This is a genomic window from Cupriavidus oxalaticus, assembly GCF_016894385.1.
In the GTDB taxonomy this organism is placed as follows: Bacteria; Pseudomonadota; Gammaproteobacteria; order Burkholderiales; family Burkholderiaceae; genus Cupriavidus; species Cupriavidus oxalaticus.
On sequence record NZ_CP069812.1, the window covers coordinates 734,941 to 751,842 of the forward strand.

At 70.4% G+C, this 16,902-nt stretch carries 12 protein-coding genes; 7 read left to right on the top strand and 5 right to left on the bottom strand.

Annotated features, from left to right (window positions below; all coding sequences use genetic code 11):
- Positions 1 to 95: 95 nt before the first annotated feature.
- The 5 genes from JTE92_RS15730 to JTE92_RS15750 all read left to right on the top strand — a co-directional run bounded on the left by JTE92_RS15730 (position 96) and on the right by JTE92_RS15750 (position 10,073).
- Positions 96 to 596, top strand: coding sequence for a response regulator (locus JTE92_RS15730; RefSeq protein WP_063237182.1), 501 nt, complete (start codon positions 96 to 98; stop codon positions 594 to 596).
- Between the two features lie 27 nt (positions 597 to 623).
- Entirely contained in the window at positions 624 to 995 is a 372-nt protein-coding gene (locus JTE92_RS15735; RefSeq protein ID WP_029045760.1) for a response regulator, read from the top strand.
- 52 nt (positions 996 to 1,047) lie between these two features.
- Positions 1,048 to 1,608, top strand: a complete 561-nt coding sequence (locus JTE92_RS15740; RefSeq protein ID WP_063237027.1) for a chemotaxis protein CheW — start codon at positions 1,048 to 1,050, stop codon at positions 1,606 to 1,608.
- Between the two features lie 115 nt (positions 1,609 to 1,723).
- Positions 1,724 to 3,910 carry a methyl-accepting chemotaxis protein gene (locus tag JTE92_RS15745; RefSeq protein ID WP_063237028.1) on the top strand — a complete coding sequence of 729 codons (2,187 nt, stop codon included), beginning with the start codon at positions 1,724 to 1,726 and terminating at the stop codon, positions 3,908 to 3,910.
- A 160-nt stretch (positions 3,911 to 4,070) separates the two neighbouring features.
- Complete coding sequence (locus JTE92_RS15750; protein WP_063237029.1) at positions 4,071 to 10,073, top strand: hybrid sensor histidine kinase/response regulator; 6,003 nt, start codon at positions 4,071 to 4,073, stop codon at positions 10,071 to 10,073.
- A gap of 241 nt (positions 10,074 to 10,314) precedes the next feature.
- Here JTE92_RS15750 and JTE92_RS15755 read toward each other — a convergent pair whose 3' ends face one another.
- The 5 genes from JTE92_RS15755 to JTE92_RS15775 form a co-directional block, all read right to left on the bottom strand.
- Positions 10,315 to 11,124 carry a hypothetical protein gene (locus JTE92_RS15755; RefSeq protein ID WP_063237030.1) on the bottom strand — a complete coding sequence of 270 codons (810 nt, stop codon included), beginning with the start codon at positions 11,122 to 11,124 and terminating at the stop codon, positions 10,315 to 10,317.
- Positions 11,125 to 11,372: 248 nt separating this feature from the next.
- Positions 11,373 to 12,680 (bottom strand): MFS transporter, encoded by a 1,308-nt coding sequence (locus JTE92_RS15760; protein WP_063237031.1) that lies wholly within the window; start codon positions 12,678 to 12,680, stop codon positions 11,373 to 11,375.
- A 90-nt stretch (positions 12,681 to 12,770) separates the two neighbouring features.
- On the bottom strand, positions 12,771 to 13,529 hold the full coding sequence (locus JTE92_RS15765) for an SDR family oxidoreductase (protein WP_063237032.1): 759 nt from the start codon (positions 13,527 to 13,529) through the stop codon (positions 12,771 to 12,773).
- Between the two features lie 246 nt (positions 13,530 to 13,775).
- The gene (locus JTE92_RS15770) at positions 13,776 to 14,018 is read right to left on the bottom strand and encodes a hypothetical protein (protein ID WP_063237033.1); all 243 of its coding nucleotides are present in this window, start codon (positions 14,016 to 14,018) and stop codon (positions 13,776 to 13,778) included.
- Positions 14,011 to 15,447 carry an aldehyde dehydrogenase family protein gene (locus tag JTE92_RS15775; RefSeq protein ID WP_063237034.1) on the bottom strand — a complete coding sequence of 479 codons (1,437 nt, stop codon included), beginning with the start codon at positions 15,445 to 15,447 and terminating at the stop codon, positions 14,011 to 14,013. Before JTE92_RS15775 ends, JTE92_RS15770 begins: the two co-directional genes overlap by 8 nt.
- A gap of 203 nt (positions 15,448 to 15,650) precedes the next feature.
- Here JTE92_RS15775 and ppa point away from each other — a divergent pair, with 203 nt between their 5' ends.
- Positions 15,651 to 16,178: an inorganic diphosphatase gene (gene ppa / locus JTE92_RS15780; RefSeq protein ID WP_063237035.1), complete on the top strand. Its 528-nt coding sequence runs from the start codon at positions 15,651 to 15,653 to the stop codon at positions 16,176 to 16,178.
- Between the two features lie 128 nt (positions 16,179 to 16,306).
- A complete protein-coding gene (locus tag JTE92_RS15785; protein WP_084254433.1) occupies positions 16,307 to 16,891 on the top strand; it encodes a cytochrome b in 585 nt (194 codons plus the stop codon).
- Positions 16,892 to 16,902 lie beyond the last annotated feature (11 nt).

A 16,902-nucleotide genomic window follows, 5' to 3' on the forward strand; every position in this document is an offset into this window, starting at 1 on the left:
GGTCCGTCGGGGCGCGCATGGGTCGCGCTGCTCCGCACGGGTGTTCTCTAGTGTTTGCCGGCGCGCCGCATGGCGTGGCCGGTCGCGGGAACAACATGCGGGTCGCTCAAACAGAAGAAAACCAGCGGGTCAATGCCGCCGGCGCCAGCATTGCGGCGCCTGGCGTACCAATGCCGGACACCCGGGCGCACGCGCGCCGCAAGGTGCTGGTCATCGACGATTCCAGCACCATCCGCCGCACCGCGGAGATCTTCCTGTCGCAGGCGGGATACCAGGTATTGCTGGCCGAGGACGGCTTCGAGGCGCTGGCCAAGGTCGGCGAGCTGCATCCGGACCTGGTCTTCTGCGACATCCTGATGCCCCGGCTGGACGGGTACCAGACCTGCTCCCTGATCAAGAAAAGCCCGCGCTTCCACGCCATCCCCGTGATCATGCTGTCCTCGCGCGACGGCGTGTTCGACCGCTCGCGCGGCCGCCTGGTGGGGGCGCATGACCATCTGGCCAAGCCGTTCACCCGCGAAACGCTGCTGCATGCCGTGCAGGCCTGCCTGCCGCTCCGCGCTGACGTGGCGGAAAAGGCTTTGCCGGCATGCTGACGGCCTGAACGAACCGAAGGAAACCTCATGACTGCCATCAACAAGATCCTGATCGTCGACGATTCCCCGACCGAAGCGCTGTTCATGTCCGACCTGCTCGGCAAGCGCGGCTTCAAGGTCTCGGTCGCCGGCAACAGCGACCAGGCCTTCGCGCGCCTGGAATCGGAAAGCTTCGACCTGATCCTCATGGACGTGGTGATGCCCGGCCAGAACGGCTACCAGGCGACCCGCGCGATCAAGCGCGACGACCGCTTCAAGGACATCCCCGTGATCATGTGCACCAGCAAGGGACTGGACACCGACCGTATCTGGGGGATGCGCCAGGGCGCGTCGGACTACATCGTCAAGCCGGTCGACGGCGAGGAACTGCTGGGCAAGATCGCCGCGCTGGCGCACTGAGCCGCCAGCGCCGGCCGTACGGGATGCCACTACCAGTACCGGGGACCGCCACATGAATGCGCCACGCCAAGACCTACGCGCCCGCCACACCCGCCTGCAGGACTACCAGGCCATGCTGGCCCGGCGCCTGCGCGAGGCGCGCAGCCTGCCCGCCGCAGACAGCTACCTGGCGCTGCAGATCGGCGCGCGCCACTGGCTGCTGCCGCTGGCGGAGACCGGCGAGGTGCTCGACATGCGCCAGCCCAGCCGCGTGCCGCTGACACAGCCGTGGTACAGCGGCCTGGTCAATGCGCGCGGCAGCCTGCTCGGCGTGATCGATTTCAGCCTGTTCTGCGGCGGCGCGCCCACGCCGGTGCAGCCCGGCAGCAAGCTGGTGGTGCTGTCGCGCCAGGTGGAGCGTGCCTGCGCGATCGTGGCCACGCGCGTGGCGGGCTTGCGCCATGCCCCGGACCTGGGCCTGCCGCATGGGGAGGCGGCGCAAGGACACGATGAGGTGGCGGCCTGGGAGGGCCAGCGCTTCGCGGACCGCGACGGGCGCGACTGGCAGGTGCTCGACGTGCGCGCGCTGCTGGAGGCGCCGGCGTTCCTGCAGGTGGGCCGCAGCGCGGCCTGAGGCCGGCGCGCGCAGCGCCACGCCGCAAGCGGGCAAAGAGCACGCGCCGGCCCCGGGCTGGCGCACCCGGCACGAGCCGCCGGGCACAACAACGAATAACACGGAAGAGGGTGCCATGGGTTTCAAGACATTCAGCCTGGGCCGGCGTGCGCCGGCAGCCGATGCCGCCGCTGCGGCCGCCGGGTCCGCCGGGTCCGCCGGGGCCGCCGCAGCCGCCGGGCTCGGCGCCACGCCAATGGAGCACGTGTCGGCATGGCTGGGCCGCCTGCCGTTCTCGTCGCAGCAGCGGGCGCTGACGGTGGGCGTGGTGGTGTCGCTGGTGGCGCTGCTGGGCTCGGTGTACCTGGACAACCGCATCGCCAACAATGCGGCCGCGCAGATCGAGATCGCGGGCGACATGCTGATGCACTCGCAGCGCCTGGGCAAGGCGGTGCCGGTGGCGCTGCTGGGCAATGCGCAGGCCTTCACGCAGCTGCGCGAATCCAAGGAGACGCTGGCAAAGGACCTGAAGGCGCTGCAGGCCGGCAGTGACGAGAAACGCGTGCGCGCCACCACGGGCGATGCCGCGCCGCTGCTGGAGACCGCCATGACGTCGTGGAAGCGCTCCGAGAAGAGCGCGGCCGACGTGCTGGCCCAGCAGCCGGTGCTGACCACCATCGGCCAGACCCTGCAGGTCTTCAACGCCTCGAACCCGGAACTGCTGGAAGCCGCCGAGCAGGTGGCCGCGATCAAGCTGCAGTCCGGCGCCAATGCGCGCGAGGTGGCGGCCTCCGCCCAGCTGGTGATGCTGACGCAGCGCCTGGGCAAGAACCTGAACGAGTTCCTGGCCGGCGAAGGCGTCAACCCCGAGACCGCCTTCCTGCTCGGCAAGGACACCAACACCTTCCGCGAGACGCTGGACGGGCTGATGAACGGCAGCGAGGCGCTGCGCCTGAATGCGGCCACCGACGACGAGACGCGTGGCTACCTGAAGCAGCTGTCGCAGCGTTTCGACGCGGTGCAGAAGACCACCCAGACCATCCTGCAGAACCTGCCCGGCCTGATCGCCGCCAAGCGCGCGCAGCAGCAGATCTTCAACGACAACGAGGCGCTGCGCGGCGAGCTGTCGGCCTTGCAGCGCGCCTATGCCGAGTCGGCGCGCTCGCGCCCGGTGACGCTGGGCGCGACCGTGGTGTCGGCGCTGCTGACGCTGCTGTGCCTGGTGGGCCTGGCCGCGCTGTACCTGCGCGATTCGCGCATGCGCGCGCTCGAAGCCGAGGCGCGCGAACGCGAGGCCGAAGCGCGCCGCCTCGATGAAAAGCGCAACAACGACAATACCCAGAAGGCCATTCTGCAGCTGATGAACGAGCTGCAGGACATCGCCGACGGCGACCTGACGCGGCAGGCCACGGTGACCGAGGACATCACCGGCGCCATCGCCGACTCGGTCAACTACACCGTGGAAGAACTGCGCGAGCTGGTCGGCCGGGTGCAGCAGACCGCCGGCGAGGTGACGCAGGCTTCGGGGCAGGTGCAGGCCACCTCGACCCAGCTGGTGTCGACCACCGAGGAGCAGTCGCGCCAGATCCGCCAGACCGGCGAATCGGTGGTGGAGATGGCCGACCGCATCACGCAGGTATCGCGCGGCGCGGCGGAGTCGGCCAATGTCGCACGTGCCTCGCTGTCTGCCGCCGAGCAGGGGCAGCAGGCGGTGCAGAACGCCATCACCGGCATGAACGACATCCGCGAGCAGATCCAGGAGACCTCCAAGCGGATCAAGCGCCTGGGCGAGTCGTCGCAGGAGATCGGTGAAATCGTCGAGCTGATTTCCGACATTACCGAGCAGACCAACGTGCTGGCACTGAACGCCGCCATCCAGGCCGCCTCGGCCGGCGAAGCCGGACGCGGCTTCTCGGTGGTGGCCGAGGAAGTGCAGCGGCTGGCCGAACGCTCCGGCGAGGCCACCAAGCAGATCGGCGCGCTGATTCGCACCATCCAGACCGATACCCAGGACGCCGTGCACGCCATGGAGCGCAGCACGCAGGGCGTGGTCGAAGGCGCGCGCCTGTCCGACAACGCCGGCGCGGCGCTGGTCGAGATCGGCCGCGTGTCGCGCCAGCTGGCGGAGCTGATCGAGCAGATCTCGCAGTCCACCTCGCACGAGGCCGACCTTGCCACCACCGTGGCGCGCCATATCGAACGCATCCTGCAGGTTACCGAGCAGACCACCAGCGGCACGCGCCAGACCGCGCAATCCGTGCGCCAGCTGACGCTGCTGACCGAGGAGCTGCGCAACTCGGTGTCGCGCTTCAAGATCGCCTGAGGGGCCGGATGTCGCCTGCGACCGCTTCCGCGCAGCGCGGTAACTGGCGCCACCGCCGCCACCGCCATCTTCGCGCCTGCCAACCAGCCAACCCAGCGCCTGCCTGCCGCCGCGGCGGGCCGCCCGCGGCCGCCCTGGCGGCGCCGCACTGGAAGCCGTCATGTCCATGAATTTCCCCAACCCGTGCCAAGCGGCCGATGCCAGCGCATCGTCGCCGGCGCCCGCCATGCCCGAACCGGAAGCGGCGCCCCTGCCTGCCTCTGCCTCTGCCTCCGCATCGGCCACCACTGCCGCGCCGGCCGACGCCGGCGGCGCGGCGCGCGACCTGTCCGGGCTGGCGTGGCTCGCGCCGAGCCTGCGCGGCGCGCTCGAAGATGCGGCCGCGGAGCTGGGCCACTACGTCGATGAAATCCGCCAGGCGCCCGAGGCGCTGGGCGCGCGCGACACCACCTCGCTGCGGCTCGCGGGCCAGCACCTGCACCAGGCCGCCGGCGCGGTGCATATCGTCGGGCTGCGCGGCACCGACCCGTACTGCCAGGCGCTGCGCCGCCTGCTCGAGGCCATCGACGCCGGCCAGCTTGCCGCCGACGCGCAGGCGCTGGCGGTGTTCCGCGCCGGCGTGCAGGCACTGGCCGAATATGTCGACGACCTGATGGCCGGCGACGACGAGGCCCCGCTGCGGCTGTTCCAGCCCTACGCCGGCGTGCTGGCGCAATTGCGCGAGGAGCGCGTGCATCCCGCCGACCTGTGGCTCGACGAGCTGCAGATGCTGCCCGGCATGCTGCTGCCGGCGCGCAGCCCCGCCGCCATCACGCGCGCGCGCCAGCAGTTCGAGGCCACGCTGCTGAAGGCCATGCGCCTGCCCGCCGCATGCCAGGACGCGGCCCTGCTGCGCGAGGCCTGGCTGCCGCTGCATGCGGCGCTGGACGAAGTGCGCGCCAACGAGCAGGAGCCGCGCCGCGCTGCCGACCATCCGGACCGTGACGTCTGGCACGTGCTGGGGCTGGTGTTCCGCGCGCTCGCACATGAACTGCTGCCGTCCGACCTGCTGGCCAAGCGCTTTGCCGGCCGCGCCAACCTGCTGCTGCGCCAGTACCAGCAAGGACATGTGCGCGTGCCGCAGGCGCTGCTGAATGACGCGGTATTCCTGCTGGTGTGCACAGGGCTGGCGAAAACTCCTGCCGGCGACGCGGTTCAGGCCGAGGGCGCCGCGGCCGTGCGCAGCGACATCGCCCGTACGCTGGTGGCCTTCCGCCTCGATGCCGCGCACGCGGTGGCCGATGCCGACTTCCGGCTGCGCTACTACGGCTGGCTCGACCCGATCGATACGCGCAACCTGCAGCAGGCTGCCGCGGGGCTGGAGCAGGCCGCGGCCGGCGACCAGGCCGGCTGGGAAACCGCGCTGGCGGCGCTTGCCGAAGCCGCGCAGCCGCTGGCCCAGCCGGGCCTGCAGCGCTGCCTGGCGCAGGCGGCGGCGTCCGCCGCGGGGGGCGCGTGGGAACGCCGCCGTGCCGGAGCGCTGGGCGCCACCGGCATCGCGCTGTTCCTGGCGCGTGCGCTGGCCTTGCCGTGGCGCGTGCACGGACAATCCGCCCATCCCGCCGCGGCGCGCTTTGCCGCGCAGTGCGAGGCGCTGGCCGATTGCCTGCGCCAGTCGGTCTCGGATCCGGGCGTGGGGGCGCCGGCGTGGCTGGCCAGCATGGTCGACGATGCGCGCGCGCAGGCACTGCGCAGCAAGGCCGTGGTGCAGCTGCGCGCGCAGCTCGACAGCGGCGAATCGTGGCTGGACAGCTATGACCGCAATGCCGCGCGTGCCGATGGTGCCAGCCACCTGCGCGATGCGCGCCAGGCGTTCGCGGCGCTGGACAATACGCTGGAGCGGCTGCAGGCGTCGCCGGCGCTGCCGGCCGTGCTGGCCGGGGACGCGGGCAGGGCCATGGCCGCAGTGCAGGCCGTCAATGAGCGGCTGGCCGCTGTCAGCGATGCCTCCCATGTTTCCGATGCCGTCACGCGCACCGAACTGCTGGCGGCCGTGGCGGCAGAACTGGGCACCGTCCATGCCTTTGCCGATGCGCTGGAATTCGGCCGCACCCGCCGGCACGACATGCCCGCCGAAGCCGCAGCCGTCGAGGATGTGCGCGCTGTGCAGCATCCGCTGGCTGCCGCCCGCGACGCCGCGGTCCAGGCGCTCCAGGCCGGCCCCATGCCCGACGCACCGCAGGTGCAGCGCCTGCGTGCCGCGCTGCAGGCGCTGGCGGACCAGGCCGCGATCGACGACAACGCGCCGCTGCGCCGCCGTGCCGCCGATGCCACCACGCAATGCAATGCCTGGCTGGCCGGCAGCGATGATGCCGCCGGTCGCCTGATGCTCGCGCTGGCCGATGCCGTAGGCGAGCCCGAACCCGCGCCGGAACCCGCGCCCGAACCCGCGCCGCTATCTGCTGCTGCCATGGCGCCGGCCACGCCCGCCGCCGGCGGCCGCGCGGCGGTCGATGCCGAACTGCTCGACATCTTCCTGCACGAAGCCGACGAGGTGCTGGGCGGCATTGCCGGCGACCTCAACGCAGGCGTCGAGGCCTTGCGCGATACCGATACGCTCAGCCGCGTGCGGCGCGCGTTCCATACGCTCAAGGGCTCGAGCCGCATGGTCGGGCTGCATCGCTATGGCGAAGCCGCGTGGGCGGTGGAGCAGGTGATGAACCTGTGGATCGCCGAATCGCGCGTGCCGGTGCCGGCGCTGCTTTCGCTGCTGCGCCGCGCGCACGCCGAGCTGTCGGCATGGGTGGCCCAGCTGCACCGCAATGCAGGCGCGGCGCACGACATCGCGCCGCTGGTGGCGACCGCCGAGGCGGTGCGCGACGGCGGCCTGGCCCAGGACGACGAAGCGGTGCCATCCGGGCCCTCCATCCCCGAGGAAGCTCCGCAGCCAGCGTCCGCGGACGACCGCCAGCCGGGCGCGGCGGCACCGCAGGACTCGCCCGCCGACGAAGACAACGTCATCCCGTTCCGGCTGGCCGGCGGCCTGTCCAGCGAGGAGGACAACTACAAGGTCATCGGCCCGGTCCGCATCGGCCTGGCGCTCTACAACGTCTACCTGCAGGAGGCCGACGACCTGCTGCGCCAGTTCGCCACCGATATCTCCGAATGGCGCCATGAGGGGCATCCGTGCCCGAGCGAGCTGGCCCTGCGCGTGGCGCACACGCTGCAGGGCAGTGCCTCGACCGTGGCGCTGGAGCCGGTGCGCGAGATCGCCGAAGCGCTGGAGGGACTGCTGCTGCAGCTGGGCTCGCACCCGGTGGCGATGCATCCGGGCGACTTCCGCCTGCTGGAGCAGGCGGTGGAGCGGCTGCGCGGCATGCTGCACCAGTTTGCCGCCGGCGTCTGGCCGCAGGCCGACGCCGGCCTGCGCCGCGGCCTGGTGGAGTTCGGCGAACGCGCCTTGCTGCGCCCGCGCGTGGCGGTGCCGGCGCCGCCCGCGCCGGTGGATGGGATGGCGCGGCTTTATGGCCAGCCGCTGCACGAGGACAACGAAGCGCCGTTGCTGCCCGCACCTTCGCCTGCGCCGGCCCAGCCCGCGCCGCCTGCGCAGCATGACGCCGTCGTGATTGCGCTGCCGACCTCGCACCGGCCGCCGGTCGCGGCGGAGGCGGGCGGCCCCGCGGCGGATCCCGCGCCCGACCCCGCGCTGGTCGAGATCTTCCTCGAGGAAGCCCAGGGCACGCTGCCCGAACTCGGCAAGCTGGTGCGCACCTGGGAAGCGGCGCCCGCTGACACGCGCCACGGCGGACTGGTGCTGCGCGCGCTGCATACGCTCAAGGGCAGTGCGCGCATGGCCGGGGCGATGGCGCTGGGCCAGGCCGCGCACGAGATGGAGACGCTGCTCGATGCCGGCCTGCGCGCGCAGGCCGGGCAGGGCGCCGGCCCGCAGCTGTTCGGGCGCCTCTACGCCTGGTACGACCGCATCCTCGCGCACGCCGAAGCGTTGCAGGCCGGCCACCTGCTGCCTGCCGACGACCCCGAGGTGGTCAACGGTCTGGGCGGGTCGCCGCAGGATGAGGCGGATCCCGCTGTCGAAGCGCAGCCTGACGCGGCCCCGGATCCTGCAGCCGATGCCGCCGTTGCGGTTTCCATGCTGCCGGTCATGCCCGGGCCCGCGGACGTGATGGTGCCGATGCCGCCCGCCGCGTCCACCGCGCTCACGCCGGCCGCCGAGCCGCAGCGTGCGCTGGTGCGCGTGCAGGCGCGCGCGCTCGACACGCTGATCAACGAGGCCGGTGAAATCGGCGCGACGCGCGCGCGGCTCGACAGCGAGCTTCACGCGATGCGCACCTACCTGGGCGAACTCAACGACAACGTCGCCCGCCTGCGCGGCCAGTTGCGCGAGATCGAGATCCAGGCCGAATCGCAGATGGCGTCGCGCATCGCCGACGCACAGCACAAGCAGGAGTTCGACCCGCTCGAGTTCGACCGCTTCACCCGCTTCCAGGAACTGACGCGGATGATGGCCGAATCGGTCAACGACGTGGCCACCGTCGAGCAGAACCTGCAGCGCGGCTTCGACCGTGCCGCCGGCGACCTGGCCGCGCAGGCGCGCCTGACGCGCGGACTGCAGCGCAGCCTGATGCAGGCGCGCATGGTGCAGTTCGACGCGCTGGCCGAGCGCCTGTACCGCGTGGCGCGCCAGGCCGCCGCCGAGACCGGCAAGGAAGTGCGGCTGCTGATCAAGGGCGGCACGGTGGAGATCGACCGCTCCGTGCTGGACCGCATGGCCGGCCCGATCGAACACCTGATCCGCAATGCGGTGGTGCACGGGATCGAGCCCGCGCCGCAACGCCGCGCCGCCGGCAAGCCCGCCACGGGCGCGCTGACGCTGGAGGTGCAGCAGGAAGGCAATGAAGTGGTGCTGCACTTCGTCGACGACGGCAACGGCCTGGACCTGGTGCGCATCCGCTCGCGCGCGGTCGAGCGCCGCCTGCTCGCGCCGGACGACGACGCCGGCGAGGCGCGCCTGACCGAGATGATCTTCACCCCCGGCTTCTCCACGGCCGATGCGGTTTCCGAGCTGGCCGGGCGCGGCGTCGGCATGGACGTGGTGCGCGCCGAGACCGTGGCGCTGGGCGGCCGCATCACGCTGGCATCGAAGGCCGGGCAGGGCACCACCTTTACCGTGCACCTGCCGCTGACCACGGCCATCACGCAAGTGCTGGTGTTCTCGCTGGGCGCGCGCCGCTATGCGGTGCCCAGCGGCATGATCGACCAGGTGCAGCAGCTGCGCGCGCCGGCGCTGGCGGAGGCCTACAACCAGGGACGCTTCGCGGCGGCCGGCGCGGAAGTGCCTTTCTTCTACTTCGGTGCCCTGCTGGACGAGGGCAACGCCGTGGCGGCCGGCCACAAGTACTCGCCGGTGGTGCTGGTGCGCAGCGGCGCCGAACGTGTCGCCGTGCACGTGGACGAGGTGGTCGGCAACCGCGAAGTGGTGGTCAAGCACATCGGGCCGCACCTCGCGCGGCTGGAAGGCATTGCCGGCGCGACCACGCTCGGCGACGGCGAGATCGTGTTGATCTACAACCCGGTGGTGCTGGCCCAGCGGCTGCTGCGCGAGCGCGGCCAGCCCGCGCCGCCGCAGATGGTTCCCGCGCAGTCCGCGCCGCAGTTGGCGCAGCCAGTGGCCGAGCCGCTCGGCGCCGTCGCCGAACTGGCCGGCGACGGGAGTGCCGCGCCGGTGCGCGGGCTGGCGCTGCAGCCCACGGTGATGGTGGTCGATGACTCGCTGACCGTGCGCAAGGCGACCCAGCGCCTGCTCGGCCGCGCCGGCTACCAGGTAGTGCTGGCGCGCGACGGCGTGGATGCGCTCAAGCAACTGCAGGACGTGATGCCGGATGCGATGCTGGTGGACATCGAGATGCCGAACATGGACGGCTTCGACCTGACCCGCAACGTGCGTTCCGACTCGCGCACGGCGCATATGCCGCTGGTGATGATTACCTCGCGCACGGCGGAGAAGCATCGCCGCTATGCGGAGGAAATCGGCGTCAACGTCTACCTCGGCAAGCCGTATAACGAGGACCAGCTGCTGGCCACGCTGCAGCGCCTGCTGGGCGAGCGCGCGGCGGGAACGGCGGCATCGGTGGCGCAGATGCTGGGCGAGGGGCCAGCGGCCTGACGGTTTGCTCCCCTCTCCCGCGTGCGGGAGAGGGGCCGGGGGAGAGGGCGGGCGCAGGCATACCGACTCGCTTCACTTCGTCGATGCTCCGGCCCTCACCCCAACCCTCTCCCGCAAGCGGGCGAGGGAGACCCCCGGCAGCCGCTCGGCTGCCTGCAGACAAGAAAAAGCGCGGCGTCGCGAGACGCCGCGCTGTTCCTCTCCTCCGACAACGCCGCGTTGCGGCGCTGCCACCCTGAACCTACCAGCGCATCTGGTTGTTGCGCCCGCCGGTGCTTACCGTGGCCGTCTTGGTCCGGCCCTGGTAAGTCGCCCGCACGTTGTACGTGCCACTCGGCGCCTTCAGCAGGCAGCGCGGCCCGTCGGCGACAAAGCTCGCCACTTCCTTGTTGCCGCGCATCAGCTTGACGTCGACATCCGACAGGTACTCGCCGCGCGCGCCCTGCGTAAAGAGCAGGCTCATGTTGTAGTTGCGTGCCAGGCTTTGCAGCGCAACCTGTTCATCCTCGGCAACGCCGCCGCAGATGTAGGTCACCGGCCCCGCGGTACGCTGCACCATCGCGTCACGTGGAGGCGGAGGCGGCGGCGTGGTCAGCGGCGGGCGTGGCTGGGCCGCGGTCGGCGGCGGAGCGGGCGCGGCGGGAACGGCACCGCCCGGTGCCGGGGCAGGCGACGCCGTTGGCGGTGGCGCTGCAGTGCCCGGTGCCGGTGCAGGTGGCGCAGGCTGGGCAACCGGCGGCGGCATGGTGCTGGGCGGCTGCGTCGCGGGCGCGGTCACGCCCGGCGTTGGTGCGATGGCGCCGGCCGGCGCAGGGGCGGCCGGTGCCGGAGCAGTCGCTGCCGGCGCTGGCGCAGGCATGGCGGGCGCCGGTGCCGGCGTGGCTTCGACCACGGGTGCCTGGGCATGGCTGGCAGCCGGAACAAGGGCCAGCAGCGCGACCACGCCGGCGCTGAGCGCGATCACAAGGCGCTTGACGCGAGTGCGGCGTGCGAGCCGCGCTTCGACGCGCTCTAGTGACTGGGTCGGGGCAAACGGGGGCAGGTGCGGCATCGTGGCCTCCTTGGCGGACTTCAGGATTCACATGCCCGGAGGACCCCGTGTGGATCACTCCGGGTGTCTTCCTTTCCATGCTAGGGCGCAGGCCAGGACCACACTGCCGGGTTTGGTCCTACATCGGCGTCAGCGAACGGCGCGTCGTCGCCGCACGAGCGGTGCGCCAGCCACTTGCTCGGATCCCATGAAAAACGGCGCTTTCCTTGCCGGAAAGCGCCGTTGCCGGCCACCCGCGAAGCGCTTGCCTACCTGCGGCTCACCAGCCGCGCCGGGACCGACAGCGTCAGCGCCGCACCCACCACCAGGCACGCGGCCAGCAGGTACATGCCAGAGTCCGTGCTCCGGGTCAGGTCCTTGAGCCAGCCCACCGCATATGGGCTGAGAAAGCCGGCGAGGTTGCCCAGCGAGTTGATCAGCGCAATGCCGGCTGCCGCGCCGGTGCCGGCCAGGAACGACGTGGGCAGGCTCCAGAACAGCGGCAACGTGGTCAGGATGCCGATGGTGGCCAGGGTCAGCGCGAACATGGCCAGCGTGGTATCGGTGGCCCAATGCACCGACAGCAGCAGGCCGAGCGAGCCGAGCAGCGCCGGGATCGCGATATGCCAGCGCCGTTCGCCGCTGCGGTCGGCGCTGTACGCCACCAGCACCATGCCGATCACCGCGCAGCCATACGGGATCGCGGTCAGCAGGCCGATGTCGAGCGCGCTCTTCACGCCGGTCTGCCTGATGATGGTCGGCAGCCAGAAGCTGACACCGTACAGGCCCATGACGAAGCAGAAGTAGATCGCGCTCATCAGCCAGACGCGCGGGCTGAACATCACGGTGCGGATCGGCGGGTCTTCCTTGTGCGCGTCTTCGGCGGCGATATTGCGCTCGAGCAGCGCCTTTTCCCCGGCCGTGAGCCACCTGGCGTGCGCGATGCGGTCGTCCAGGTAGGCCAGTACCCACAGCCCCACCAGGATCGACGGCACACCTTCCAGCAGGAACATCCACTGCCAGCCCGCCCAGCCGTTGTGGCCGTCGAACGACTGCATGATCCACCCCGACAGCGGGCCGCCGATCACGCCCGCCAGCGCCACCGCGGTCATGAAGAAGGTGGTGGTGCGCCCGCGCCGGTTGGCCGGATACCAGTAGGTCAGGTACAGGATGATGCCGGGGAAGAAGCCGGCCTCGGCAATGCCCAGCAGGAAGCGCAGCACGTAGAACATGGTCGGCGTGGTGACGAACATCATCGCCGCCGAGATCGCGCCCCAGGTGATCATGATGCGCGCGATCCAGATGCGCGCGCCCACCCTGTGCAGGATCACGTTGCTGGGCACTTCGAACAGGAAGTAGCCGACGAAGAAGATGCCAGCGCCCAGCCCATAGACGGTCTCGCTGAACTGCAGGTCGTTGAGCATCTGCAGCTTGGCAAAGCCCACGTTGACGCGGTCCAGGTAGGCGACCACGTAGCACAGCAGCAGGAAGGGCACCAGGCGCCAGCTCACCTTGCGGTAGGTGGCGTCTTCAAAGGCGGCGTCGCCGATGCCGGGATTCACTGCGGTCGTTGTCATGCCGTCTCCTGAGGATGGTTGCGTTCTTGCGACGGGGTACAGCGGGTACAGCGGGTACAGCGACGTTGCGACAAGGAAATTTCCGCGGGCTCAGACACAGCGCCCGCCGTCGACTTCGATGCAGGTGCCGGTGATGAAGGCGGCTTCGTCGGAAGCCAGGTACAGGCAGGCATTGGCCACGTCCTGCGGGGTCGACATGCGCCCCATCGGGATGGTGGCGAGGAACTTCGCGCGGTTCTCGGGCGTGTCGGGCATGCCCATGAATTCTTCGAGCAGCGCGGTGGCCCCGATCACCGGGTTGACGCAGTTGACGCGGATATTGTCCTTGCCCAGTTCCGCCGCCATCGCCTTGCTGGCGGTGATGACCGCGCCCTTGCTGCCGTTGTACCAGACGAGTCCGGGACGCGGGCGGATGCCGGCGGTGGAGGCAATGTTGACGAACGCGCCGCCGCCGCGCTGGCGGAAGTGCGGGATAAAGGCGCGCGCCGACCAGTAGATGCTCTTGACGTTGACCGCGTAGACGCGGTCGAACTCTTCCTCGGTGATGTCGAGGATGGGCTTGTTGCGATGCGTGGTGCCGGCGTTGTTGACGACGACATGCACGTCGCCGAAGGCGGCCAGCGCGGCCTCGCGCATGGCCTCGGTATCGTCGCCGCGCGAGACGTCGGCGCGCACCGCGCGCGCCTGGCCGCCGGCCTCGCGGATCGCCGCGGCAACGCGCTCGGCGGCGTCTTCGCGCAGGTCGGCCACCAGCACGCTGGCGCCCTCGCGCGCGAAGGTGCGGGCGATGCCTTCGCCGAAGCCGGAACCGCCGCCGGTGACGATCGCTACCTTGTTGGCCAGTCTCATTGGTTGTCTCCTTTGTGTTGTGGTTATTGCTACGGCATTTGAACGTCTGCCGGTTTGCTCCCCTCTCCCGCTTGCGGGAGAGGGGCCGGGGGAGAGGGCGGGCGGTGGCAATAGCGAAGCGCTTCACTTCGTGGATACTCCGGCCCTCACCCCCACCCCTCTCCCGCGGGCTGGAGAGGGGAGCGTTTGCCAGGGGCGGCAGTACTGCTGAGGCGCCGTCAGTGGGCAGGCGCTACATGCGTGCCCTCAATGCGAAAACGGCCCCCGTCCCCGCAGCGCATTCGCGACCATCATCACCGCCAGCAAGAAGGGCAGCGCCACATACAGGCACCAGTGCACGCGATCGCCCATGACGTCGCCCCACTTGCGCTTGAACACCTGCAGCCGCGGCATGCCGGAGGGATTGGTGGCGCGCTTGTTCCGCACATGCCAGGCCATCCAGAAAAAGAAGATGGCAAAGGCGACGGAAAGGAAATTGATGTTACCCATGTTGGATGGCGATGGTTTTCAGTGTGGTGAATCCGTACAGGGCCTCGAAGCCCTTCTCGCGGCCGTAGCCGGACTGGCCGGTGCCGCCGAAGGGCAGCTCCACGCCGCCGCCGGCGCCGTAGTTGTTGATAAAGACCTGGCCCGCGCGCAGCTTGTGCGCCAGGCGCAGCTGGCGTCCGCCGTCGCGGGTCCAGACGCCGGCAACCAGGCCGTAGGGCGTGCCGTTGGCCAGCGCGACGGCTTCGGCCTCGGTGTCGAAGGGCATGGCCGCCAGCAGCGGGCCGAACACTTCTTCCTGTGCCAGCCGGTGCGCGGGCGGGACATCGCGGAACAGCATCGGCACCTGGTAGTAGCCGGCCTCGGGCGCCTCGGCCACGATCTGGCCCTGCGCCATGACCGCCACGCCGGCGTGCTGCGCGTCGGAGACGAAGTCCCACACGCGCTGCTGCTGCTTGCGGCTGATCAGCGGGCCGCATTCGAGGTCGAGTTCGGCCGGGCCCACGCGCAGCGACTCGAACACCGAGGCAATCCGGTCGAGCAGCGCGTTATAGACCGGGCGCTCCACCAGCAGGCGGCTGCCGGCCGAGCAGGTCTGGCCGGCGTTCTGCACGATGCCGTTGACCACCACCGGCACCAGCGCATCGATGTCGGCATCGGCAAACACGATCTGCGGCGACTTGCCGCCCAGTTCCAGCGTGACCGGCACATGGTTCTCGGCGGCCAGTTGCGACACCAGCTTGCCCGTCTGCGGCGAGCCGGTGAACGAGATGTGGTTGATGCCGGGATGGCGCGCCAGCGCGGCGCCGGCCTCGTGGCCGTAGCCGGTGATGATATTGAGCGCGCCTTCGGGCAGGCCGGCCTCGGCGGCGATCTCGGCCACGCGCAGCAGCGACAGGCAGGCGTCCTCGGCCGGCTTGACCACGCAGGCATTGCCGGCGGCCAGCGCCGCGCCCACGCTGCGGCCGAAGATCTGCAGCGGGTAGTTCCACGGGATGATGTGGCCGGTCACGCCGTGCGGCTCGCGCACCGTCAGCACGGTGTAGCCGGGGTTGTAGGGAATGGTCTGGCCGTGCAGCTTGTCGACCGCGCCGGCGTAGAACTCGAAGTAGCGCGCCACGGCGCGGGCATCGGCGCGGGCCTGGCGCAGCGGCTTGCCGGTATCGCGCGCTTCCAGCGCGGCCAGATCCTCTTCATGGGCCATCAGTGCCACGGCAACGCGGTTGAGCAGGCGCACGCGCTCGGCCGGGGCCATCTGGCCCCAGGCGCCGTCGGCGGCCTGGCGCGCGGCGTGGACCGCGACATTGATGTCGGTGGCGTTGCCGCGGGCGATCTCGGCGAAGGGCTCGCCGTTGGACGGGTCGAACACCTTGATGCGCAGGCCGTTGTCCGGCGCGATCAGGCGGTTGGCGACAAAGTGCTGGGCATGCATGGGTGGCTCCGGGGCAGCACGAAGGCTGCGGCTATTCAGTGTCGGCTGAAGAATGCGCCATTATCGCGCACGCCGGCGCCGCTGCAACGCGTTGCAGCGCGCAGCCAGGCAGGAAGGGGCGATGGCTTGTCAGCAACCGGTCAGGCGCAAGCCGCTATAATGCCCGCCATCCGACAACACAGCGCAGGCATCTGGAGAACCGCATGAGCTTCAACCTCGTCACCCCGGGCAAGGACATCCCCAACGATTTCAACGTCATCATCGAGATCTCGGCCCAGAGCGATCCGGTGAAGTACGAAGCCGATAAGGAAACCGGCCTGTTGTTCGTGGACCGCTTTATCGGCACCGGCATGCGCTATCCGGCCAACTACGGCTACATCCCGCAGACGCTGTCGGGCGACGGCGACCCGGTGGACGTGCTGGTGCTGTCCCCGTTCCCGATCCTGGCCGGCGCGGTGGTGCGCTGCCGTGCACTCGGCATGCTGAAGATGACCGACGAGTCGGGCGTGGACGCCAAGCTGGTCGCCGTGCCGGTGGACAAGCTGTCGCCCGCCACCGCCTACATGAAGGGCCTGTCGGACGTGCCGCAGAACCAGCTGGACCAGATCAAGCACTTCTTTGAGCACTACAAGGCACTGGAAGCCGGCAAGTGGGTCAAGGTCGAAGGCTGGGCCGGCATCGAGGAAGCCCACAAGGAAATCACCGACGGCGTGGCGAACTACAAGAAGTAAGCTGAACCGACGCTGAAGGAACCCCGCCGCGGCGGGGTTTTTTGTTGCCTGTCGCTTGATGGCGGTTAGGACCCGCGCGTGCCGCTTGCGCTACGCTGGCTCCGTGTCGAACGAGAAGGAGAACCACCATGAACCGCGCTACACAGCGCATCAAACCGATGCAGGGCCTGCCGGAAGTATCGTCACCATCGCGCCGCTATGACGGGCTTGCGGTGTGCTTCCATTGGGCGGTGTTCGTGCTGGTGGCGCTGGCGTGTGCCGCCATCGAACTGAAGGGCAATTTCGACAAGGGCACGCCGGCGCGCGCGCTGGCCATGGGCGTCCATGAATGGGCCGGGGCACTGGTGCTGGCGCTGGCGCTGCCGCGGCTGCTGTGGCGGCTGGTGCGCGGCGCACCGGCGCCCGAGCCCGGCGCGCGCTGGATGCGGCTGGCGGGCGAAGCCATGCACTGGGTGCTGTACCTGTTTATCCTGGCGCAGCCGCTGCTCGGACTGCTGGCGATGAATGCCGGCGGACACCTGCTGGCGCTGCCGTCGCTGGGAATCGAGGTGCCCGCGCTGGTGGCGGCGGACCCGGCGCTGAAGGGCACGGTCAAGGCCCTCCACGAAACGCTGGGGACCGCGTTCTACCTGGTCATCGGGCTGCATGCGATGGCTTCGCTGTTCCACCACTACATGCTGGGCGATAACACGCTGCGGCGCATGTGGCGCTGAGCGCCACGGCG

What these genes read in the sequence shown, in the direction of transcription:
- JTE92_RS15745 (WP_063237028.1), top strand. Translation starts at nt 1,724, where the DNA reads ATGGGTTTCAAGACATTCAGCCTGGGCCGGCGTGCGCCGGCAGCCGAT.
- JTE92_RS15730 (WP_063237182.1), top strand. Translation starts at nt 96, where the DNA reads ATGCGGGTCGCTCAAACAGAAGAAAACCAGCGGGTCAATGCCGCCGGC.
- JTE92_RS15750 (WP_063237029.1), top strand. Translation starts at nt 4,071, where the DNA reads ATGTCCATGAATTTCCCCAACCCGTGCCAAGCGGCCGATGCCAGCGCA.
- JTE92_RS15785 (WP_084254433.1), top strand. Translation starts at nt 16,307, where the DNA reads ATGAACCGCGCTACACAGCGCATCAAACCGATGCAGGGCCTGCCGGAA.
- JTE92_RS15735 (WP_029045760.1), top strand. Translation starts at nt 624, where the DNA reads ATGACTGCCATCAACAAGATCCTGATCGTCGACGATTCCCCGACCGAA.
- ppa (WP_063237035.1), top strand. Translation starts at nt 15,651, where the DNA reads ATGAGCTTCAACCTCGTCACCCCGGGCAAGGACATCCCCAACGATTTC.
- JTE92_RS15765 (WP_063237032.1), bottom strand. Translation starts at nt 13,529, where the DNA reads ATGAGACTGGCCAACAAGGTAGCGATCGTCACCGGCGGCGGTTCCGGC.
- JTE92_RS15770 (WP_063237033.1), bottom strand. Translation starts at nt 14,018, where the DNA reads ATGGGTAACATCAATTTCCTTTCCGTCGCCTTTGCCATCTTCTTTTTC.
- JTE92_RS15740 (WP_063237027.1), top strand. Translation starts at nt 1,048, where the DNA reads ATGAATGCGCCACGCCAAGACCTACGCGCCCGCCACACCCGCCTGCAG.
- JTE92_RS15760 (WP_063237031.1), bottom strand. Translation starts at nt 12,680, where the DNA reads ATGACAACGACCGCAGTGAATCCCGGCATCGGCGACGCCGCCTTTGAA.
- JTE92_RS15755 (WP_063237030.1), bottom strand. Translation starts at nt 11,124, where the DNA reads ATGCCGCACCTGCCCCCGTTTGCCCCGACCCAGTCACTAGAGCGCGTC.
- JTE92_RS15775 (WP_063237034.1), bottom strand. Translation starts at nt 15,447, where the DNA reads ATGCATGCCCAGCACTTTGTCGCCAACCGCCTGATCGCGCCGGACAAC.